Here is a 15,031-nt window from a genome sequence, read left to right as displayed (position 1 = left end):
AGACAATTCGTTGATTATTCAACAAATTGTATGAAATTATCGATGATCGATTCGATGTTTTCTTTTCCAACATCGTCATCCTCGCAAAGGAACAAACCCTACCAAAGATTCCCGATCATGAGGTCATATCGAAAACAACATCCGCCCGTTTAATCGGCTCTTCGGTTTCCAAATAATAGTCTTCTGCTTTCCAATACCGGTTGATGAACTTTTGGATGTTTTGTTTCGCTTGATCGTTTTCACGGGCAAAGCGAATCTCCCGCGGACAATCCAAATAGACGACGAAATCAAAAAACGGCCTCCATTCTTTCCTTTGCAGAAAAACACCTTCAATCATGATCATGTCCGAATCAGAGAGGTAAACCGTTCGCTTGGAGTGCGTATCGGTCTCATGATCATAAAACGGAAGGGTCAGCTGGTGGGATGCTTTGAGTTGACGGAACAACTGATGCGTTAGCCACTCCACATCCCACTGTAAATAATAATATTCAAACCATTCCTCGTTTCCCGTATGATAACGTTTGGCTCGCTCGACAATATGATCATCCATGTGAAAAACGCACACGGAGATGCCTTGCTCCCGCAACGTTTGACTCAGCTGATTGGCTAATGTCGTTTTGCCCGATCGGCTTAGCCCATCAATCCCGAGGACCAATCGGCCCGCTGTTTTGATCGCCAAAATGGTCTTGCATAAGAAGTCGATGCGATCACGCAACTCCATCCCCCCTCATGTATTTTTAGGATAGCCTATCTATAAAAAAGTACAAATTCAAAATCGCCCTGCTGCGGCGGAAAAGAAGCGGTTTTTCCCGATGAACTCCGCTGTTTTTTCCGCTGCTTCCGTTTTCCTTTTCCAGCGATCACTTGCTCTAACCCTTTTCCCATTAATTTGAAGGCAAAAATGGCAACGATAAAGGCAACACACGGCCCGACAACAATCCATTGGTCAAGCATCATTTCCCGATAGGAAAGACCGATCAAGCCGGACCATTCGTTCGAAAGGGAGAGCGCCACCTTCTCCGGAGGGCCCAACCCATCGGAATCATATATAACTTTTACGCCTCCTAGCAATATTTGAAACGCCCCGAGATGCACAAGCAGCAAGAGCGACTGCACCGTCTGCTGGGTAAACAGCAAAAACAGCCGCGGCCGCATATACGGGAGAACGTGCTTGCGGATGAGCCAAACGTGATCAGCTCCCATCAGCCGGGAAGAAACGACAAATTCATTTTGCAAAAAGACAGCGATATCATTGCCGATGACCAGCATTAACGGCGGAAGCGCAACAGCCGCAAGCACCAATAGTTGTTTGATCAACACTCCCATTCCAGCTCCTTGCTCCTCCAATGGAATGAAAGCAAAAAAGAGCATCGTTAAAAAGATCGCCGGCACAAACCGAAAGGCGCGGACGATGGACTCGGCAATAAACCGAAATTTCTGTAAATAAAAAGCATACATGATTCCGCCGACCGTTCCGAACGCCAGCCGCAGCAAACTGACCGCCAATGCGGTGAAAATCGTATATTTCGCCCCATCGATGACTTTCCAAAACACATCTTCGCCTTGGCGATCGACGCCAAACGGATGGGCCCAGCTCGGCGGGTACGGAGGAACGTCAACGAGCCGCCCAGCCTCATTGTAGATCTGCTTCGACGGCTGTGGAATGATGTCTTTCAGCCAATAAGAATAGAAAAAACTGGCCAGCAATAGACCGGCCGCGATCATAAACCCTGTCGTAAAATAAACGTTACGGAATGCGCGCATCACGCTACCCCCCTCTCGATTCCCGTCAAATAAGCAATCACTCGTTTCCCGGCCACATCAATGATGTAAAACGGCAAAAACAGCATGGCAAGACCGATAGCCACTACTTCCGGCGTATGGAGCTGCTCATACAAAAACCGGAACAATCCGTGCATATTAAACAAATATTCCGCCACTAACAAGTTCGACAGCATAAACCAAAACAAATATTGGACGTTAGAAAACACGGTGATCAGCGCGTTGCGGAACATATGGCGCCATAGCCTGCCGTTTTTGACAATCCTTTCGCTAGCGCATATTCGACGTATGGCTTGTCTTTTTCCTCCGTAAACGCAAGAAATGTCATTTGGAACAGCAGAATGGAAGGCAAAATGGAAATCATGACAATCGGCAGCACGTATACATTGTCAAAACCGGCAACAGGATTGACAATAAGCAAATCTGTCTTTTTAAACACCCAGATGACAAACAGTTGCGTAGAAAAAATAAAAATAACATCGGGGATCGACTCAAGAAAAAACGCGATTCCTTTAACCATTTTTTGCAGCGGACGCGGAAGCAGTTAGACACAACTAACCAATGGAGGCGCAGTTTTTATATGACTAAATAAGTTTAGAAACTCAATTAGCTGCAGTAGGGCTTATCTTGAAGGGGGAATTTTATTCCCGCTATATTTGGATTTTATCCGGCTTTAGCAGATTCCTTCTTCTATGACTAGTTTGGCGACATGAAGGTCTCCTCTTTTAGTTCCAAATAAAAAATCGAGAAAAGCACCTTTAGGTGCCTTTCTCGATTCCCTTCAATCCTATTTCCTTCTCCCTAATTGGAATCCCATCCTCGTTGCCAATCAAACTGAATTGAATTTGTTTCGCTTCGATACGATCGCGAGTATAAGGCTTTTTTTGTCACCTAACAACAGCCTTTCCGACCAACGAACCGCTCACTCCACCGTCACGCTCTTCGCCAAGTTGCGCGGTTTGTCGACGTCGCAGCCGCGGTGCAAGGCGGCATAGTATGCGATCAGCTGCAACGGCACGACGGACACAAGCGGCGTAAGATCCGGATGGACGGCCGGGATGATGAAGCGGTCGCCGTCGCCTTCCAGGCCGCGCATCGAGATGACGCACGGGTTCGCGCCGCGGGCGACGACTTCTTTTACGTTGCCGCGAATGCTTAAGTTGACGTGCTCTTGGGTAGCGAGGGCGATGACCGGCGTGCCGTCCTCAATCAAGGCGATCGTGCCGTGTTTCAGCTCGCCGCCGGCGAACCCTTCCGCTTGGATGTAAGAGATCTCCTTCAGTTTCAGCGCGCCTTCTAGGCAGACATAGTAGTCAACGGCGCGGCCGATGAAGAAGCAGTTGCGCGTCAACGTCAAGTAGTCGCTTGCGATTTTCTCCATTTCTTCTTTCGCATCGCACAGCATTTCCATCACATTGGCGACGATGGCAAGCTCTTTCGTCAAGTCAAAGTCCAGCTCAAAGCCTTTCGCTTTCGCCGCCGCGGCGGCCAAAATCGCAAGCACAGCAATTTGCGCCGTATATGCCTTTGTCGAGGCAACGGCGATTTCCGGGCCGGCGTGCAACAGGAGCGTATAATCGGCTTCCCGCGACAGCGTCGAACCTGGGACGTTCGTGATCGTAATCGCTTTATGGCCGAGTTTGTTCGTTTGCACGAGCACGGCGCGGCTGTCGGCCGTTTCGCCGCTTTGCGAGATAAAGATGAAGAGCGGCTTTTCCGACAACAGCGGCATGTTGTACGAAAATTCGCTGGCGATATGCACTTCCACCGGAATTTTCGCCCACGATTCGATCAACTGCTTGCCGACGAGACCTGCATGGTAGCTCGTTCCGCACGCGACAATGTACAGGCGGTCGGCGTTCAGCACTTCGTTGATGATCGCTTGGTCGATCGTCAATCCGCCGTTTTCGTCTTGGTATTTTTGAATGATGCGGCGGATGACGAACGGCTGCTCATCAATTTCTTTCAGCATATAATGCGGATACGTCCCTTTTTCAATGTCGCTCGCATCGAGCTCAGCCGTAAATGGCTTCCGTTCGACTTTTTCACCGTTTAGCGTTTGAATCGTGACGTTCTCGCTCGTGACGATGACGAGTTCCCCATCCATCAGTTCGACGAATTGATTCGTCACTTGGAGCATCGCCATTGCATCGCTCGCCACGACGTTAAACCCATCGCCCAATCCGACAAGAAGCGGGCTTTTGTTTTTGGCCGCATAGATGGTGTTTTCGTCTTGTGCATCGATCATGGCGATGGCGTACGATCCTTTTAACAGCGAGAGCGTTTTTCGAAACGCTTCTTCCGTTGCCAGTCCATCATTGACGAACTTCTCCACGAGCTGGACGATGACTTCCGTGTCCGTGTCGCTTTGGAATGTGACATCGGCTAAATAATCGCGCCTGACCATTTCATAGTTTTCAATGACACCGTTATGCACGAGCGTAAAACGGCCTGAGGCGCTTTGATGCGGGTGGGCGTTCACTCGGCTTGGCGCCCCGTGTGTCGCCCAGCGTGTATGGCCAATGCCGACCGTCGCGTTGACGTTCGGGTCGACGATGCGGCGCAAATCAGCGATCCGTCCTTTTTCCTTAAACACATGCACGCCGCTTTCGTTCAACACGGCGATCCCCGCCGAATCGTAGCCGCGATACTCGAGTTTTTCCAATCCGCGCAATAAAATTTCCTTCACATCTTGGTAACCGATATAACCAACAATGCCGCACATGGCAAATGTTCCTCCTTTTCATCTTGGAGGCTGCCGCTAACGAGAACCGTCTTTCCTGTTCAGTTGTCAAAGAACATGTTCGGGGTCTCGCCGATCCACGGGCGGCAGACTCCCTTCTTCGTTTTGCGCGATGACATCCTCCCCTTTGTGCAAAGGGTCGCCCCTTTGTTTTAAGAGAGGACTTGCGGCTGTCATCGCTCCAGCCGGGAGGCATCCGCCGAAAACCTCGATAAACCTCCTCCTCGTCAACTAAGCGTTCTTCCGTCCAACGCTTAGTCCAGGCGCTTTGTGATCGTTAAAACCGATGCAACAGCCAACCACCTTTTTGCTTTGTTGGCCATGCCCACGGTTGCGGCAAGCCATCACTTCACCATGTTCCGCTCTTCGCCCTTCCATCGCCTCCTTTCAAGAAAAAAGCAACAACGTTAATATTACAGGACATTCCCAGCGGCGTCAACTATCATCTATCCATCCCTTTATATAAAATAACCTATGCATAAACGGAAGCGAACGTTCCGTCTATGCATAGGGTGGTTGTCCAAGCGGTCGGTTATTCCACTCCCATTTCACGGCGGACGACATCCGCGATCCGCTCAACGTAGGCGCGGCACGCTTCCTCGGTTTGGGCCTCCGCCATAATGCGCACGAGGGGTTCCGTCCCTGACGGACGAACGAGGACGCGGCCATTGCCGTTCATCTCTGCCTCCACTTCCTGGATCACTTTTTTCACTTGTTCGTTTTCCATTGCTTTTTCCTTATCGGCCACCCGGACGTTCACAAGCAGCTGCGGGTATTTTTTCATTTCCCCCGCCAATTCGGACAGCGGCTTGCCTTTGATTTTCATGATGTTGACAAGCTGGAGCGCCGTCAACATGCCGTCCCCCGTCGTGTTGTAGTCGAGGAAGATGATATGTCCGGACTGCTCGCCGCCGAGATTATAGCCGTTCTTCTTCATTTCCTCGACGACATAGCGGTCGCCAACGGCCGTTTGTACACTTTTGATTCCCTGCGCCTCAAGCGCCTTGTAAAACCCAAGGTTGCTCATGACCGTCGAGACGACGGTTTGCTGTTTCAAGCGGCCGGTTTCTTTTAAATATTTGGCGCAAATGTACATAATTTGATCGCCGTCAACAATGTTGCCGCGTTCATCCACGGCGATGAGGCGGTCGCCATCGCCGTCAAAGGCGAGCCCGACATCGGCTCCTTTTTCTTTGACAAACGCCGCCAACGCTTCCGGATGGGTGGAACCGACTCCTTCGTTAATGTTGAGCCCATTGGGCGACGCCCCCATCGTCACGACATCCGCATCCAAATCGGCAAATAAGTACGTCGCAAGCGATGACGTCGCTCCGTGCGCGCAGTCGAGGGCGATTTTCATCCCGGAAAAATCTTCTTCATCGATCGTTTGTTTTAAATACTGCAAGTATTTTTGCCCGCCTTCAAAATAGTCGTTTACTTGCCCAAGTCCAGCCCCGATCGGCCGCGGCAGCATATCCTCCGCGCTGTCGATCAGCGCCTCAATTTCCGCTTCCTGCTCATCCGACAGCTTGAACCCGTCCGGGCCGAAAAATTTAATGCCGTTATCTTGCACCGGGTTGTGAGAAGCAGAAATCATGATGCCGGCCTGCGCTCCGAGTGCCTTCGTCAAATAGGCGACACCTGGCGTGGAAATGACGCCAAGGCGCATCACTTCAGCCCCGATCGACAGCAGCCCGGCGACAAGGGCGCCTTCCAACATATGGCCGGAAATGCGGGTGTCGCGCCCGATCAATACTTTCGGGCGCTCAGCGCTTTTGGTCAGCACGTATCCGCCGCAGCGGCCGATTTGAAACGCCAACTCTGGCGTCAATTCACGATTTGCGACTCCTCGTACACCATCAGTGCCAAAATATTTGCCCATTCGTTCACTCTCTCCTTACTATGCAGTTTATTGTGCAGTTGCTTTGTCGCTAATATGGACCATCGCCGTTTCCGCCGACGGCTGCCATTGGACTTGTTCAGGGTGGTTCCATTGAATGGGAACTTGATGTTCGCCGGTGTCAAGCCCACGGACATCGACATACAAACGAATATCGTCTTTTGTCAACCCGCGGACGACATCGGGCGGACCGACAAGGCGGACCGTAATTTTGCCTTCAAGCGGTTTGACAAATTCGGCTTTGTATGAATCCGGCAAACCAACGACAGCGATCGGCACGTCTTTCCACGTTTGCGTGACGTCTTTTTCCACATCAATATGCACCTTGATTTTGTCTGGATCGACGTTTTTTGCCCCATCAGGGAGCGGAGCGTCAAGTTCTACCGTCGCATCATCAGTAATGTCGTCCAAATCAACTGTCAATCCTTCCAGCTTGTCAATATGGTTCAACACTTCCTTCGGTCCATAAATCGTCACTCGATCCGGCTCCGGCGTGATGCTGACAAGATGCACACCATCCGGCAGCTCTCCGGTTGTCTGCACTTGAACCGGCACCGTCTTGCTCGGGCTTTTCACCGGCACGGTTACTTCCACCGACGATGGCTCTGGCTCAATATCCAACTCATTTCCCCGTCGATCGTACACCCGAACGCGCGCTTCTCTCGTCAGCGTTTCCGTCGCCCCATCTAAGTCGACGATGGCTTTGACAAACGCAATCTCGTCGATTAGTTCCTTCGCCCCGGTAATCGTCACGGCATCTGGTTTCACAGTCGGTTCTCCAACGGAATAGCCATCCGGCATTTTGTTTCGATTGAAAAATTCAACACCGACCGAAAACCGTTTCGACACTTTTTCACGAATCGTCACTTTGGCCGAGGAAGGCTGAATCGTCACTTTCAACTTGTCGGAGATGTCCCTGTATTTGATCGGCACCGTGTATGTCCCTAATGGCAATTCCGTTAAATCGACATACACCTCGAAATTTCGTTGCAGAGCCGTCGGCTTGACAATGCTGGCGGGTCCTTGGAGCGTAACGTTCACGTATTTCGGGACGCCAGATACGACCAAGTTGTCTTCATCATAGTAAGCGACCACCGGAATATCGATCAACGTTTCCGTATCTTCCTGGCCAAACGTGTTGCGCGTCTCACCGGTTTTCGCCCCGACATTGGCCGACATATACAGCATAATCGCCAGCAATAAGGAGACAACGCGAATAAACCAAGGATGGTCCATCAACTTATCCATGTTTCTTCCCCCTCCACTGCCAACGGGAAGAAGCAGGCGCCTTCGTCGCTGGAGCAAGTTCGCCGGTCAACAGCTCCCGAAACTCATCGATCGTTAAATCGCGGTACAGCTCGCCGTTTTTCGTCAACGATACTGCTCCCGTCTCTTCCGACACGACGACGGTGACGCTGTCAGTCACTTCGCTGATGCCGAGCGCCGCCCGATGGCGTGTTCCGAGCTCTTTCGAAATAAACGGACTTTCCGATAATGGTAAATAACAGGCCGCCGCAGCGATTTGGTTTTTTTGAATAATGACCGCCCCATCATGAAGCGGCGTGTTCGGAATGAAAATATTAATGAGCAGTTCCGGCGATACATGAGCGTTTAACATAATGCCGGTTTCGACATAATCGTTCATTCCGGTTTCCCGCTCAATGGAAATCAGCGCGCCGATGCGTCGCTTCGCCATATACTCGGTCGCTTTTACAATGGCTTCCACCATTCGCATCCGCTCTTCATCTTCATTGACCGTATTGCGGGTGAACAGCCGTCCGCGGCCGAGCTGCTCAAGGGCGCGCCGCAATTCTGGTTGAAAAATGATGATGATCGCGAGAAATCCCCAAATGATCGCCTGATCCATCAGCCATTGCAACGTCGTCAATCCGAGGTAATTGCTCACGAAACGAACCAAAATAATTAAAAAAATGCCTTTTAACAGCTGAATGGCCTTCGTCCCGCGAATCATCATGATCAACTTGTAAATCACATACCAAACGACAAGGATATCAACCACTTTTAACAAATATGACACGATGGGGAGCTCTCCGAAGGACATCTTCACACTTCCTTTATCTCTAATTCCAATCTGTTGATGGCCACGGAAAAAGCCATCGAACGATGGCTGCCATCATTCAATCGATTGGAGCGCACGATTGAACCTTTCTTTAATATTATACCAAATCCATTCAAACACTTGATTAATTTCCTCCACTTCCCCTGTCACTTGCCCGGCGGACGCCATATATTTCTTTCCATGGATCACAGTCACGTCCCCATCAACCGTTCCTTCAATCCGAATCGAGCCATTGCGGACGACAATATCTCCTTTGACCGTTTCTCCTTTCGGCACGATGACAGTATGATCGCGGATGATGACATGTTCATCAGCTGAGACGGAAAACGCGCCTCTTTCCCCCCATGAAGAAGCTAAGCTGCCTAAAGTGAGCGCTAAAAACAACGAGGCAGCCGTAAGCAGCGGATGACGATGCATAAAACGGCGCAGCCGCGCGGTCTTTCTCTCTTTCGGCATCGCCTCCATAACCTTGGCTGCAAACGACGGCGGCGCCGCAACGTGGGCGGCATATTGGAGGAAAGCAACCGTCTTTTTCAGCTCGTGAAAATGGGCAGCGCACGCAGCGCACGAACGCAAATGTTCTTTCAGCTGCTGCTCTCCTTCTGGCTGGAGATCTCCATCAAAATAGCTGTGCATGAGCAACACGATTTCTTTCGGACATTCCATAGTCTCCCACCCTCTTATAAATGACCCAATTGCCTGCGCAACGCTTCGCGGCCGCGATGCAGCCGCGTTTTCACCGTGCCGACCGGCAATCCTAAAATCTCGCTGATTTCTTGCAACGACAAATCTTCCATATATTTCAACACGATCACGCTTCGATACTTTTCTGGCAACTGCTCAATCGCTCGCTGCACCGTCTCTTGCAGCTCCAGGCTTTCCACTGCCTCCTCCGGGGATGCTTCGCGGGAAGGAAGCTGAGCCTGCATCGTCAACCCGTCCGTGCCTCCGACCTCTTCATCTAAATACACGTCCGGCTTCCGTTTCCGCAATTTATCGATCGTCAAGTTCGTCGCGATTCGGTACAGCCAAGTGGAAAACTTCATTTCAGGATTGTACGTATCAATATGGATGTAGGCGCGGATGAACGCCTCCTGCGCCGCATCTTCCGCCTCATGCCGATTGCCCAACATTCGATAGCAAAGACGGTAAATCTTGTCCTTATACAAATCGACAAGATCCGCGTATGCGTTTTGATCCCCTTTTTGGATCGCCTTAATTCTCTTTTTAATAAATAGATCCATAAAATACAATACCCCCGCCTCACGGCTTACTGTATATTACGGCGCTCGATCAAGAAAAGTTTCATGCAACATATTTATTGTATCATACAACTGAAAAAGAGGGGACGCCAAACAAATGGCAGCCCCTCTTTCACAAACAGCGGGAACAAATCATCATCATATCCGTGAATCCCGCAACCAACCCTCTTTGCCCACATGCATTAAATGAGTTTTTCACCAAACAACGACCCCATCAGCGCTACAGCAACTGATGCTGTTTTGTTCCGCTCATCCAAGATCGGGTTCACTTCGACAAATTCCGCTGAAGTGATGATTTGTGCTTCGGCCAGCATCTCCATCGCCAAATGGCTTTCGCGGTATGTCAATCCTCCAATGACAGGCGTTCCGACTCCCGGTGCGTCGCTTGGGTCAAGGCCATCCAAGTCAAGCGACAAATGAACGCCATCCGTTCGTTCTTTTAAATAGGCGATCGTTTCTTCCATCACCCTTGTCATTCCGAGCCGATCAACCTCATGCATCGTGTAAATTTTGATTCCTTTTTCGCGAATAAACTTCTTCTCCCCTTCATCAAGGGAACGGACGCCGATCAACACGACATGTTCCGGCTTGATTTTGGGGCTGTATCCGCCGATTTGCGTCAGCGCCGGATGGCCAAACCCGAGGCTCGCCGCCAGCGGCATGCCATGAATGTTTCCAGACGGCGACGTTTCCTCGGTGTTGACGTCGCCGTGCGCGTCATACCAGATCACTCCAAGCCGCTCATAATGTTTCGCCACCCCGGCGAGCGTGCCAATGGCGATGCTATGGTCGCCGCCCAGCACAAGTGGGAAGCGCCCCCGCTGAACGACTTGGTCAACCGCCGCCGCGAGTTTCTCATTCGCCTCCGCAACCGCTTTCAAATTGCGCAACCGTGAATCTCCTTGCTCGTGCAACCGCTCTGCTTTCCCAATCGGAATATCTCCCAAATCTTCAATATCGTAATGAAGACGTTCCAGACGTTCGATGACGCCTGCATAACGCATTGCGCTCGGCCCCATATCAACGCCGCGGCGTGTCTGCCCTAAATCCATCGGAACCCCGATAATTGAAATTGGCTTCATGCTGTCTCCCACTCCTTTCCGGTTCCTGTTACGTCTTTATTGTAGAGGAAAGAAAGGGGATGACTCAACTTGACAAAATTTTGAATATTTATACCGATATAACAAAAAAGAGCAGGCTGCTTTTGGTTGTCAAGCAGTCTGCTCTTGATGGAGCCTATCGGGATCGAACCGATGACCTCCTGCGTGCAAAGCAGGCGCTCTCCCAGCTGAGCTAAGGCCCCGCCCCAAGCGGAAGACGGGACTCGAACCCGCGACCCCCACCTTGGCAAGGTGGTGTTCTACCACTGAACTACTTCCGCGCTATGGTGAGCCATGGAGGACTCGAACCTCCGACCCTCTGATTAAAAGTCAGATGCTCTACCTACTGAGCTAATGGCTCATGGTTGGGCATACACTCACAGTGAACGATGTCCCTTCCTCTACTAGCATATTCGAAGATGCAGGATGCGTCGGGACAACTCGAAGCAAATCCGAAGATGCTTTGCTCGTTGCTCTACCTACTGAGCTAATGGCTCATGGTTGGGTATACACTCTAGGTACTACCTAGCTCTACCTGCCTCTTCCTCTCCCAGCCGATTCAAAGATGCCAAGTGCGTCGAGGCAACTCGAAGCGAACTCGAAGATGTAGCGCTCGTTACTGAGCTAATGGCTCATAGTTAGGATAACACTCTAAGTATGCTGCCCCTTCCTCTGCCAGCCTGTTCAAGGAAGCAGATGCGTCGGGGCAACTCGATGCCTATTCGACGATGTAACGCTCGTTACTGAGCTAATGGCTCATGACCATTTTTATGTACAAAAAAATAATGGCTGGGCTAGCTGGATTCGAACCAGCGCATCACGGAGTCAAAGTCCGTTGCCTTACCGCTTGGCTATAGCCCAACGCGATGAGAAAGAAACGCTGTATTCAATTGCTATTATATCTCAGCAATCAGGGAAGTATACACTTTTCATTTCGGCCAATCATCCTTGAAAGGACGACTGGCCGAAATGGAGTGACCCGTACGGGATTCGAACCCGTGTTACCGCCGTGAAAGGGCGGTGTCTTAACCACTTGACCAACGGGCCGGAAAATAAATGGAGCTTCCAACCGGGCTCGAACCGGTGACCTCTTCCTTACCATGGAAGTGCTCTACCTACTGAGCTATGGAAGCGTAAAAATGGCTCCGCAAGTAGGATTCGAACCTACGACCTACCGGTTAACAGCCGGTTGCTCTACCGCTGAGCTATTGCGGAATGATGAATAACTATATGTCATGCACATCTTCCCAATGTGCTCGTTGCCTCTTCCTCTGCCAGCTAATTCAAGGAAGCGAGATGCGTCGAGGCAACTCGTAGCGAATTCGAAGATGTGAAGCTCGTCGCTGAACTATTACAGAATAATGAAACATTGCCTAGCAGCGACCTACTCTTGCAGGGGCGCTGGCCCCAACTACCATCGGCGCTGGAGGGCTTAACTTCCGTGTTCGGGATGGGAACGGGTGTTTCCCCTCCGCCATAGCCACTAGGCAATGGTTATCATCTTGGACAGTAATTATTATATCCATCCTGTTGGATTTGTCAACAGGATGTTCATTCCCTCAAAACTAGATAACCGTCGGAAGAAGCCGCGGCGCTTCCGCTTTTCGTTGTCCAGCTCCGGCTCGCCGCCGCTCGGGGTCAAATAACCTTCCCCCTCGGGGTGCAAGCACCCCTGCGGGTGAAGAACATTTGCCCATCGCGGCGACCCGCTCGCCTCCGCTTTTCTTGCTAGGTCAAGCCCTCGATCGATTAGTATCCGTCAGCTCCACGTGTCGCCACGCTTCCACCTCGGACCTATCGACCTCGTCATCTTCGAGGGATCTTACCCGCCTAACGCGGTGGGAAATCTCATCTTGAGGGGGGCTTCACGCTTAGATGCTTTCAGCGCTTATCCCGTCCGCACATAGCTACCCAGCGGTGCCCCTGGCGGGACAACTGGTACACCAGCGGTGCGTCCATCCCGGTCCTCTCGTACTAAGGACAGCTCCTCTCAAATTTCCTCCGCCCGCGACGGATAGGGACCGAACTGTCTCACGACGTTCTGAACCCAGCTCGCGTACCGCTTTAATGGGCGAACAGCCCAACCCTTGGGACCGACTACAGCCCCAGGATGCGATGAGCCGACATCGAGGTGCCAAACCTCCCCGTCGATGTGGACTCTTGGGGGAGATCAGCCTGTTATCCCCGGGGTAGCTTTTATCCGTTGAGCGATGGCCCTTCCATGCGGAACCACCGGATCACTAAGCCCGACTTTCGTCCCTGCTCGACCTGTCCGTCTCGCAGTCAAGCTCCCTTGTGCCTTTGCACTCTCCGAATGATTTCCAACCATTCTGAGGGAACCTTTGGGCGCCTCCGTTACCTTTTGGGAGGCGACCGCCCCAGTCAAACTGCCCACCTGACACTGTCTCCCACCCCGCTAAGGGGTGCGGGTTAGAATTTCAATACCGCCAGGGTGGTATCCCACCGTCGCCTCCACCGAAGCTGGCGCTCCGGCTTCCCAGGCTCCCACCTATCCTGTACAAGCGATACCAAAATTCCATATCAGGCTGCAGTAAAGCTCCACGGGGTCTTTCCGTCCTGTCGCGGGTAACCTGCATCTTCACAGGTAGTATAATTTCACCGGGTCTCTCGTTGAGACAGCGCCCAAGTCGTTACACCTTTCGTGCGGGTCGGAACTTACCCGACAAGGAATTTCGCTACCTTAGGACCGTTATAGTTACGGCCGCCGTTTACTGGGGCTTCGGTTCGCACCTTCGCTTCCGCTAAGCGCTCCCCTTAACCTTCCAGCACCGGGCAGGTGTCAGCCCCTATACGTCGCCTTTCGGCTTCGCAGAGACCTGTGTTTTTGATAAACAGTCGCTTGGGCCTTTTCACTGCGGCTCTTCAGGGCTCTTCACCCCAAAGAGCACCCCTTCTCCCGAAGTTACGGGGTCATTTTGCCGAGTTCCTTAACGAGAGTTCTCCCGCGCGCCTTAGGATTCTCTCCTCGCCTACCTGTGTCGGTTTGCGGTACGGGCACCTCTTCCCTCGCTAGAGGCTTTTCTTGGCAGTGTGAAATCGGGGACTTCCGGATCCATCCGTCGCCGTCACCGCTTGGCCTTATGATCCGCGGATTTGCCTGCGGATCAGCCTTGCGGCTTGGACAGGCTCTTCCAGCCGCCTGCTCGCCCTATCCTCCTGCGTCCCCCCATCGCTCAAACGGGAAGAAGGTGGTACAGGAATCTCAACCTGTTGTCCATCACCTACGCCTTTCGGCCTCGGCTTAGGTCCCGACTAACCCTGAGCGGACGAACCTTCCTCAGGAACCCTTAGGCTTTCGGCGCAGAGGATTCTCACCTCTGTTTTCGCTACTCATACCGGCATTCTCACTTCTAAGCGCTCCACCAGTCCTTCCGGTCTGGCTTCTCTGCCCTTAGAACGCTCCCCTACCGATGACCAACGGTCATCCCGCAGCTTCGGCGGCACGTTTAGCCCCGGTACATTTTCGGCGCAGAGTCACTCGACCAGTGAGCTATTACGCACTCTTTAAATGGTGGCTGCTTCTAAGCCAACATCCTGGTTGTCTCGGCAACTCCACATCCTTTTCCACTGAACGTGCACTTCGGGGCCTTAGCTGGCGGTCTGGGCTGTTCCCCTCTCGACCACGGATCTTATCACTCGCGGTCTGACTCCCGGGCATAAGTCGTTGGCATTCGGAGTTTGACTGGGTTCGGTAACCCGTTTTGGGCCCCTAGCCCAATCAGTGCTCTACCTCCAAGACTCCTAAACCCGAGGCTAGCCCTAAAGCTATTTCGGGGAGAACCAGCTATCTCCAAGTTCGATTGGCATTTCACCCCTACCCACACCTCATCCCCGCACTTTTCAACGTGCGTGGGTTCGGGCCTCCAGCCGGTGTTACCCGGCCTTCACCCTGGACATGGGTAGATCACCTGGTTTCGGGTCGACGACGACGTACTTGACGCCCTGTTCAGACTCGCTTTCGCTGCGGCTCCGCCTCTCCGGCTTAACCTCGCACGCCATCGTCACTCGCCGGTTCATTCTACAAAAGGCACGCCATCACCCATCAACGGGCTCTGACTACTTGTAGGCACACGGTTTCAGGTTCTCTTTCACTCCCCTCCCGGGGTGCTTTTCACCTTTCCCTCACGGTACTGGTGCACTATC

Annotated in this window: 11 protein-coding genes, 7 tRNA genes and 2 rRNA genes (1 of these 20 cut by a window edge); all 20 read right to left on the bottom strand. The window is 52.0% G+C overall.

Features of this window, described 5'->3' with window-relative positions; genetic code table 11:
• Positions 1 to 115: 115 nt before the first annotated feature.
• Positions 116 to 721, bottom strand: a complete 606-nt coding sequence (locus tag GC56T3_RS00970) for a kinase (RefSeq protein WP_083778744.1) — start codon at positions 719 to 721, stop codon at positions 116 to 118.
• A 26-nt stretch (positions 722 to 747) separates the two neighbouring features.
• A complete protein-coding gene (locus GC56T3_RS00965; RefSeq protein ID WP_013143997.1) occupies positions 748 to 1,764 on the bottom strand; it encodes an ABC transporter permease in 1,017 nt (338 codons plus the stop codon).
• Positions 1,764 to 2,015, bottom strand: a complete 252-nt coding sequence (locus tag GC56T3_RS19810; protein WP_227456673.1) for a hypothetical protein — start codon at positions 2,013 to 2,015, stop codon at positions 1,764 to 1,766. The genes GC56T3_RS00965 and GC56T3_RS19810 overlap by 1 nt, the downstream gene beginning before the upstream one ends.
• A complete protein-coding gene (locus tag GC56T3_RS19805) occupies positions 1,997 to 2,302 on the bottom strand; it encodes an ABC transporter permease subunit (RefSeq protein ID WP_227456672.1) in 306 nt (101 codons plus the stop codon). Before GC56T3_RS19805 ends, GC56T3_RS19810 begins: the two co-directional genes overlap by 19 nt.
• Before the next feature lie 402 nt (positions 2,303 to 2,704).
• Complete coding sequence (gene glmS, locus GC56T3_RS00955; protein WP_013143996.1) at positions 2,705 to 4,507, bottom strand: glutamine--fructose-6-phosphate transaminase (isomerizing); 1,803 nt, start codon at positions 4,505 to 4,507, stop codon at positions 2,705 to 2,707.
• A 550-nt stretch (positions 4,508 to 5,057) separates the two neighbouring features.
• Positions 5,058 to 6,407: a phosphoglucosamine mutase gene (glmM, locus tag GC56T3_RS00950; protein ID WP_011229666.1), complete on the bottom strand. Its 1,350-nt coding sequence runs from the start codon at positions 6,405 to 6,407 to the stop codon at positions 5,058 to 5,060.
• A gap of 27 nt (positions 6,408 to 6,434) precedes the next feature.
• A complete protein-coding gene (locus tag GC56T3_RS00945; RefSeq protein WP_013143995.1) occupies positions 6,435 to 7,673 on the bottom strand; it encodes a YbbR-like domain-containing protein in 1,239 nt (412 codons plus the stop codon).
• A complete protein-coding gene (gene cdaA / locus GC56T3_RS00940) occupies positions 7,666 to 8,487 on the bottom strand; it encodes a diadenylate cyclase CdaA (RefSeq protein WP_011229664.1) in 822 nt (273 codons plus the stop codon). The genes GC56T3_RS00945 and cdaA overlap by 8 nt, the downstream gene beginning before the upstream one ends.
• 72 nt (positions 8,488 to 8,559) lie before the next feature.
• A complete protein-coding gene (rsiW, locus tag GC56T3_RS00935; RefSeq protein WP_012820507.1) occupies positions 8,560 to 9,171 on the bottom strand; it encodes an anti-sigma-W factor RsiW in 612 nt (203 codons plus the stop codon).
• A 14-nt stretch (positions 9,172 to 9,185) separates the two neighbouring features.
• Entirely contained in the window at positions 9,186 to 9,749 is a 564-nt protein-coding gene (gene sigW / locus GC56T3_RS00930; RefSeq protein ID WP_011229662.1) for an RNA polymerase sigma factor SigW, read from the bottom strand.
• 200 nt (positions 9,750 to 9,949) lie between these two features.
• The gene (gene rocF, locus GC56T3_RS00925; RefSeq protein ID WP_013143994.1) at positions 9,950 to 10,849 is read right to left on the bottom strand and encodes an arginase; all 900 of its coding nucleotides are present in this window, start codon (positions 10,847 to 10,849) and stop codon (positions 9,950 to 9,952) included.
• Between the two features lie 148 nt (positions 10,850 to 10,997).
• A tRNA-Ala gene (locus tag GC56T3_RS00920) sits at positions 10,998 to 11,070 on the bottom strand.
• Between the two features lie 6 nt (positions 11,071 to 11,076).
• A tRNA-Gly gene (locus tag GC56T3_RS00915) sits at positions 11,077 to 11,148 on the bottom strand.
• Between the two features lie 4 nt (positions 11,149 to 11,152).
• Positions 11,153 to 11,228, bottom strand: a tRNA-Lys gene (locus GC56T3_RS00910).
• Positions 11,229 to 11,653: 425 nt separating this feature from the next.
• A tRNA-Gln gene (locus GC56T3_RS00905) sits at positions 11,654 to 11,728 on the bottom strand.
• Between the two features lie 114 nt (positions 11,729 to 11,842).
• Positions 11,843 to 11,914, bottom strand: a tRNA-Glu gene (locus GC56T3_RS00900).
• 10 nt (positions 11,915 to 11,924) lie between these two features.
• A tRNA-Thr gene (locus GC56T3_RS00895) sits at positions 11,925 to 12,000 on the bottom strand.
• Positions 12,001 to 12,007: 7 nt separating this feature from the next.
• Positions 12,008 to 12,082 (bottom strand) — tRNA-Asn (locus GC56T3_RS00890).
• A 156-nt stretch (positions 12,083 to 12,238) separates the two neighbouring features.
• A 5S ribosomal RNA gene (gene rrf / locus GC56T3_RS00885) occupies positions 12,239 to 12,355 on the bottom strand.
• Between the two features lie 241 nt (positions 12,356 to 12,596).
• Positions 12,597 to 15,031: ribosomal RNA gene (locus tag GC56T3_RS00880) — 23S ribosomal RNA — on the bottom strand (it continues 494 nt past the right edge of the window).

Origin of the sequence: Geobacillus sp. C56-T3, assembly GCF_000092445.1 — a bacterium.
GTDB classification, from domain to species: domain Bacteria; phylum Bacillota; class Bacilli; order Bacillales; family Anoxybacillaceae; genus Geobacillus; species Geobacillus thermoleovorans.
Note: the sequence above shows the minus strand (reverse complement) of the source record. Positions and strands in the feature narration are given on the sequence as shown.

Bases quoted from the DNA above. Each gene is read 5' to 3' on its own strand.
- rocF (WP_013143994.1), bottom strand. From the start codon at position 10,849: ATGAAGCCAATTTCAATTATCGGGGTTCCGATGGATTTAGGGCAGACA.
- GC56T3_RS19810 (WP_227456673.1), bottom strand. From the start codon at position 2,015: ATGTTCCGCAACGCGCTGATCACCGTGTTTTCTAACGTCCAATATTTG.
- GC56T3_RS00970 (WP_083778744.1), bottom strand. From the start codon at position 721: ATGGAGTTGCGTGATCGCATCGACTTCTTATGCAAGACCATTTTGGCG.
- cdaA (WP_011229664.1), bottom strand. From the start codon at position 8,487: ATGTCCTTCGGAGAGCTCCCCATCGTGTCATATTTGTTAAAAGTGGTT.
- GC56T3_RS00965 (WP_013143997.1), bottom strand. From the start codon at position 1,764: ATGCGCGCATTCCGTAACGTTTATTTTACGACAGGGTTTATGATCGCG.
- glmS (WP_013143996.1), bottom strand. From the start codon at position 4,507: ATGTGCGGCATTGTTGGTTATATCGGTTACCAAGATGTGAAGGAAATT.
- rsiW (WP_012820507.1), bottom strand. From the start codon at position 9,171: ATGGAATGTCCGAAAGAAATCGTGTTGCTCATGCACAGCTATTTTGAT.
- glmM (WP_011229666.1), bottom strand. From the start codon at position 6,407: ATGGGCAAATATTTTGGCACTGATGGTGTACGAGGAGTCGCAAATCGT.
- sigW (WP_011229662.1), bottom strand. From the start codon at position 9,749: ATGGATCTATTTATTAAAAAGAGAATTAAGGCGATCCAAAAAGGGGAT.
- GC56T3_RS00945 (WP_013143995.1), bottom strand. From the start codon at position 7,673: ATGGATAAGTTGATGGACCATCCTTGGTTTATTCGCGTTGTCTCCTTA.
- GC56T3_RS19805 (WP_227456672.1), bottom strand. From the start codon at position 2,302: ATGGTTAAAGGAATCGCGTTTTTTCTTGAGTCGATCCCCGATGTTATT.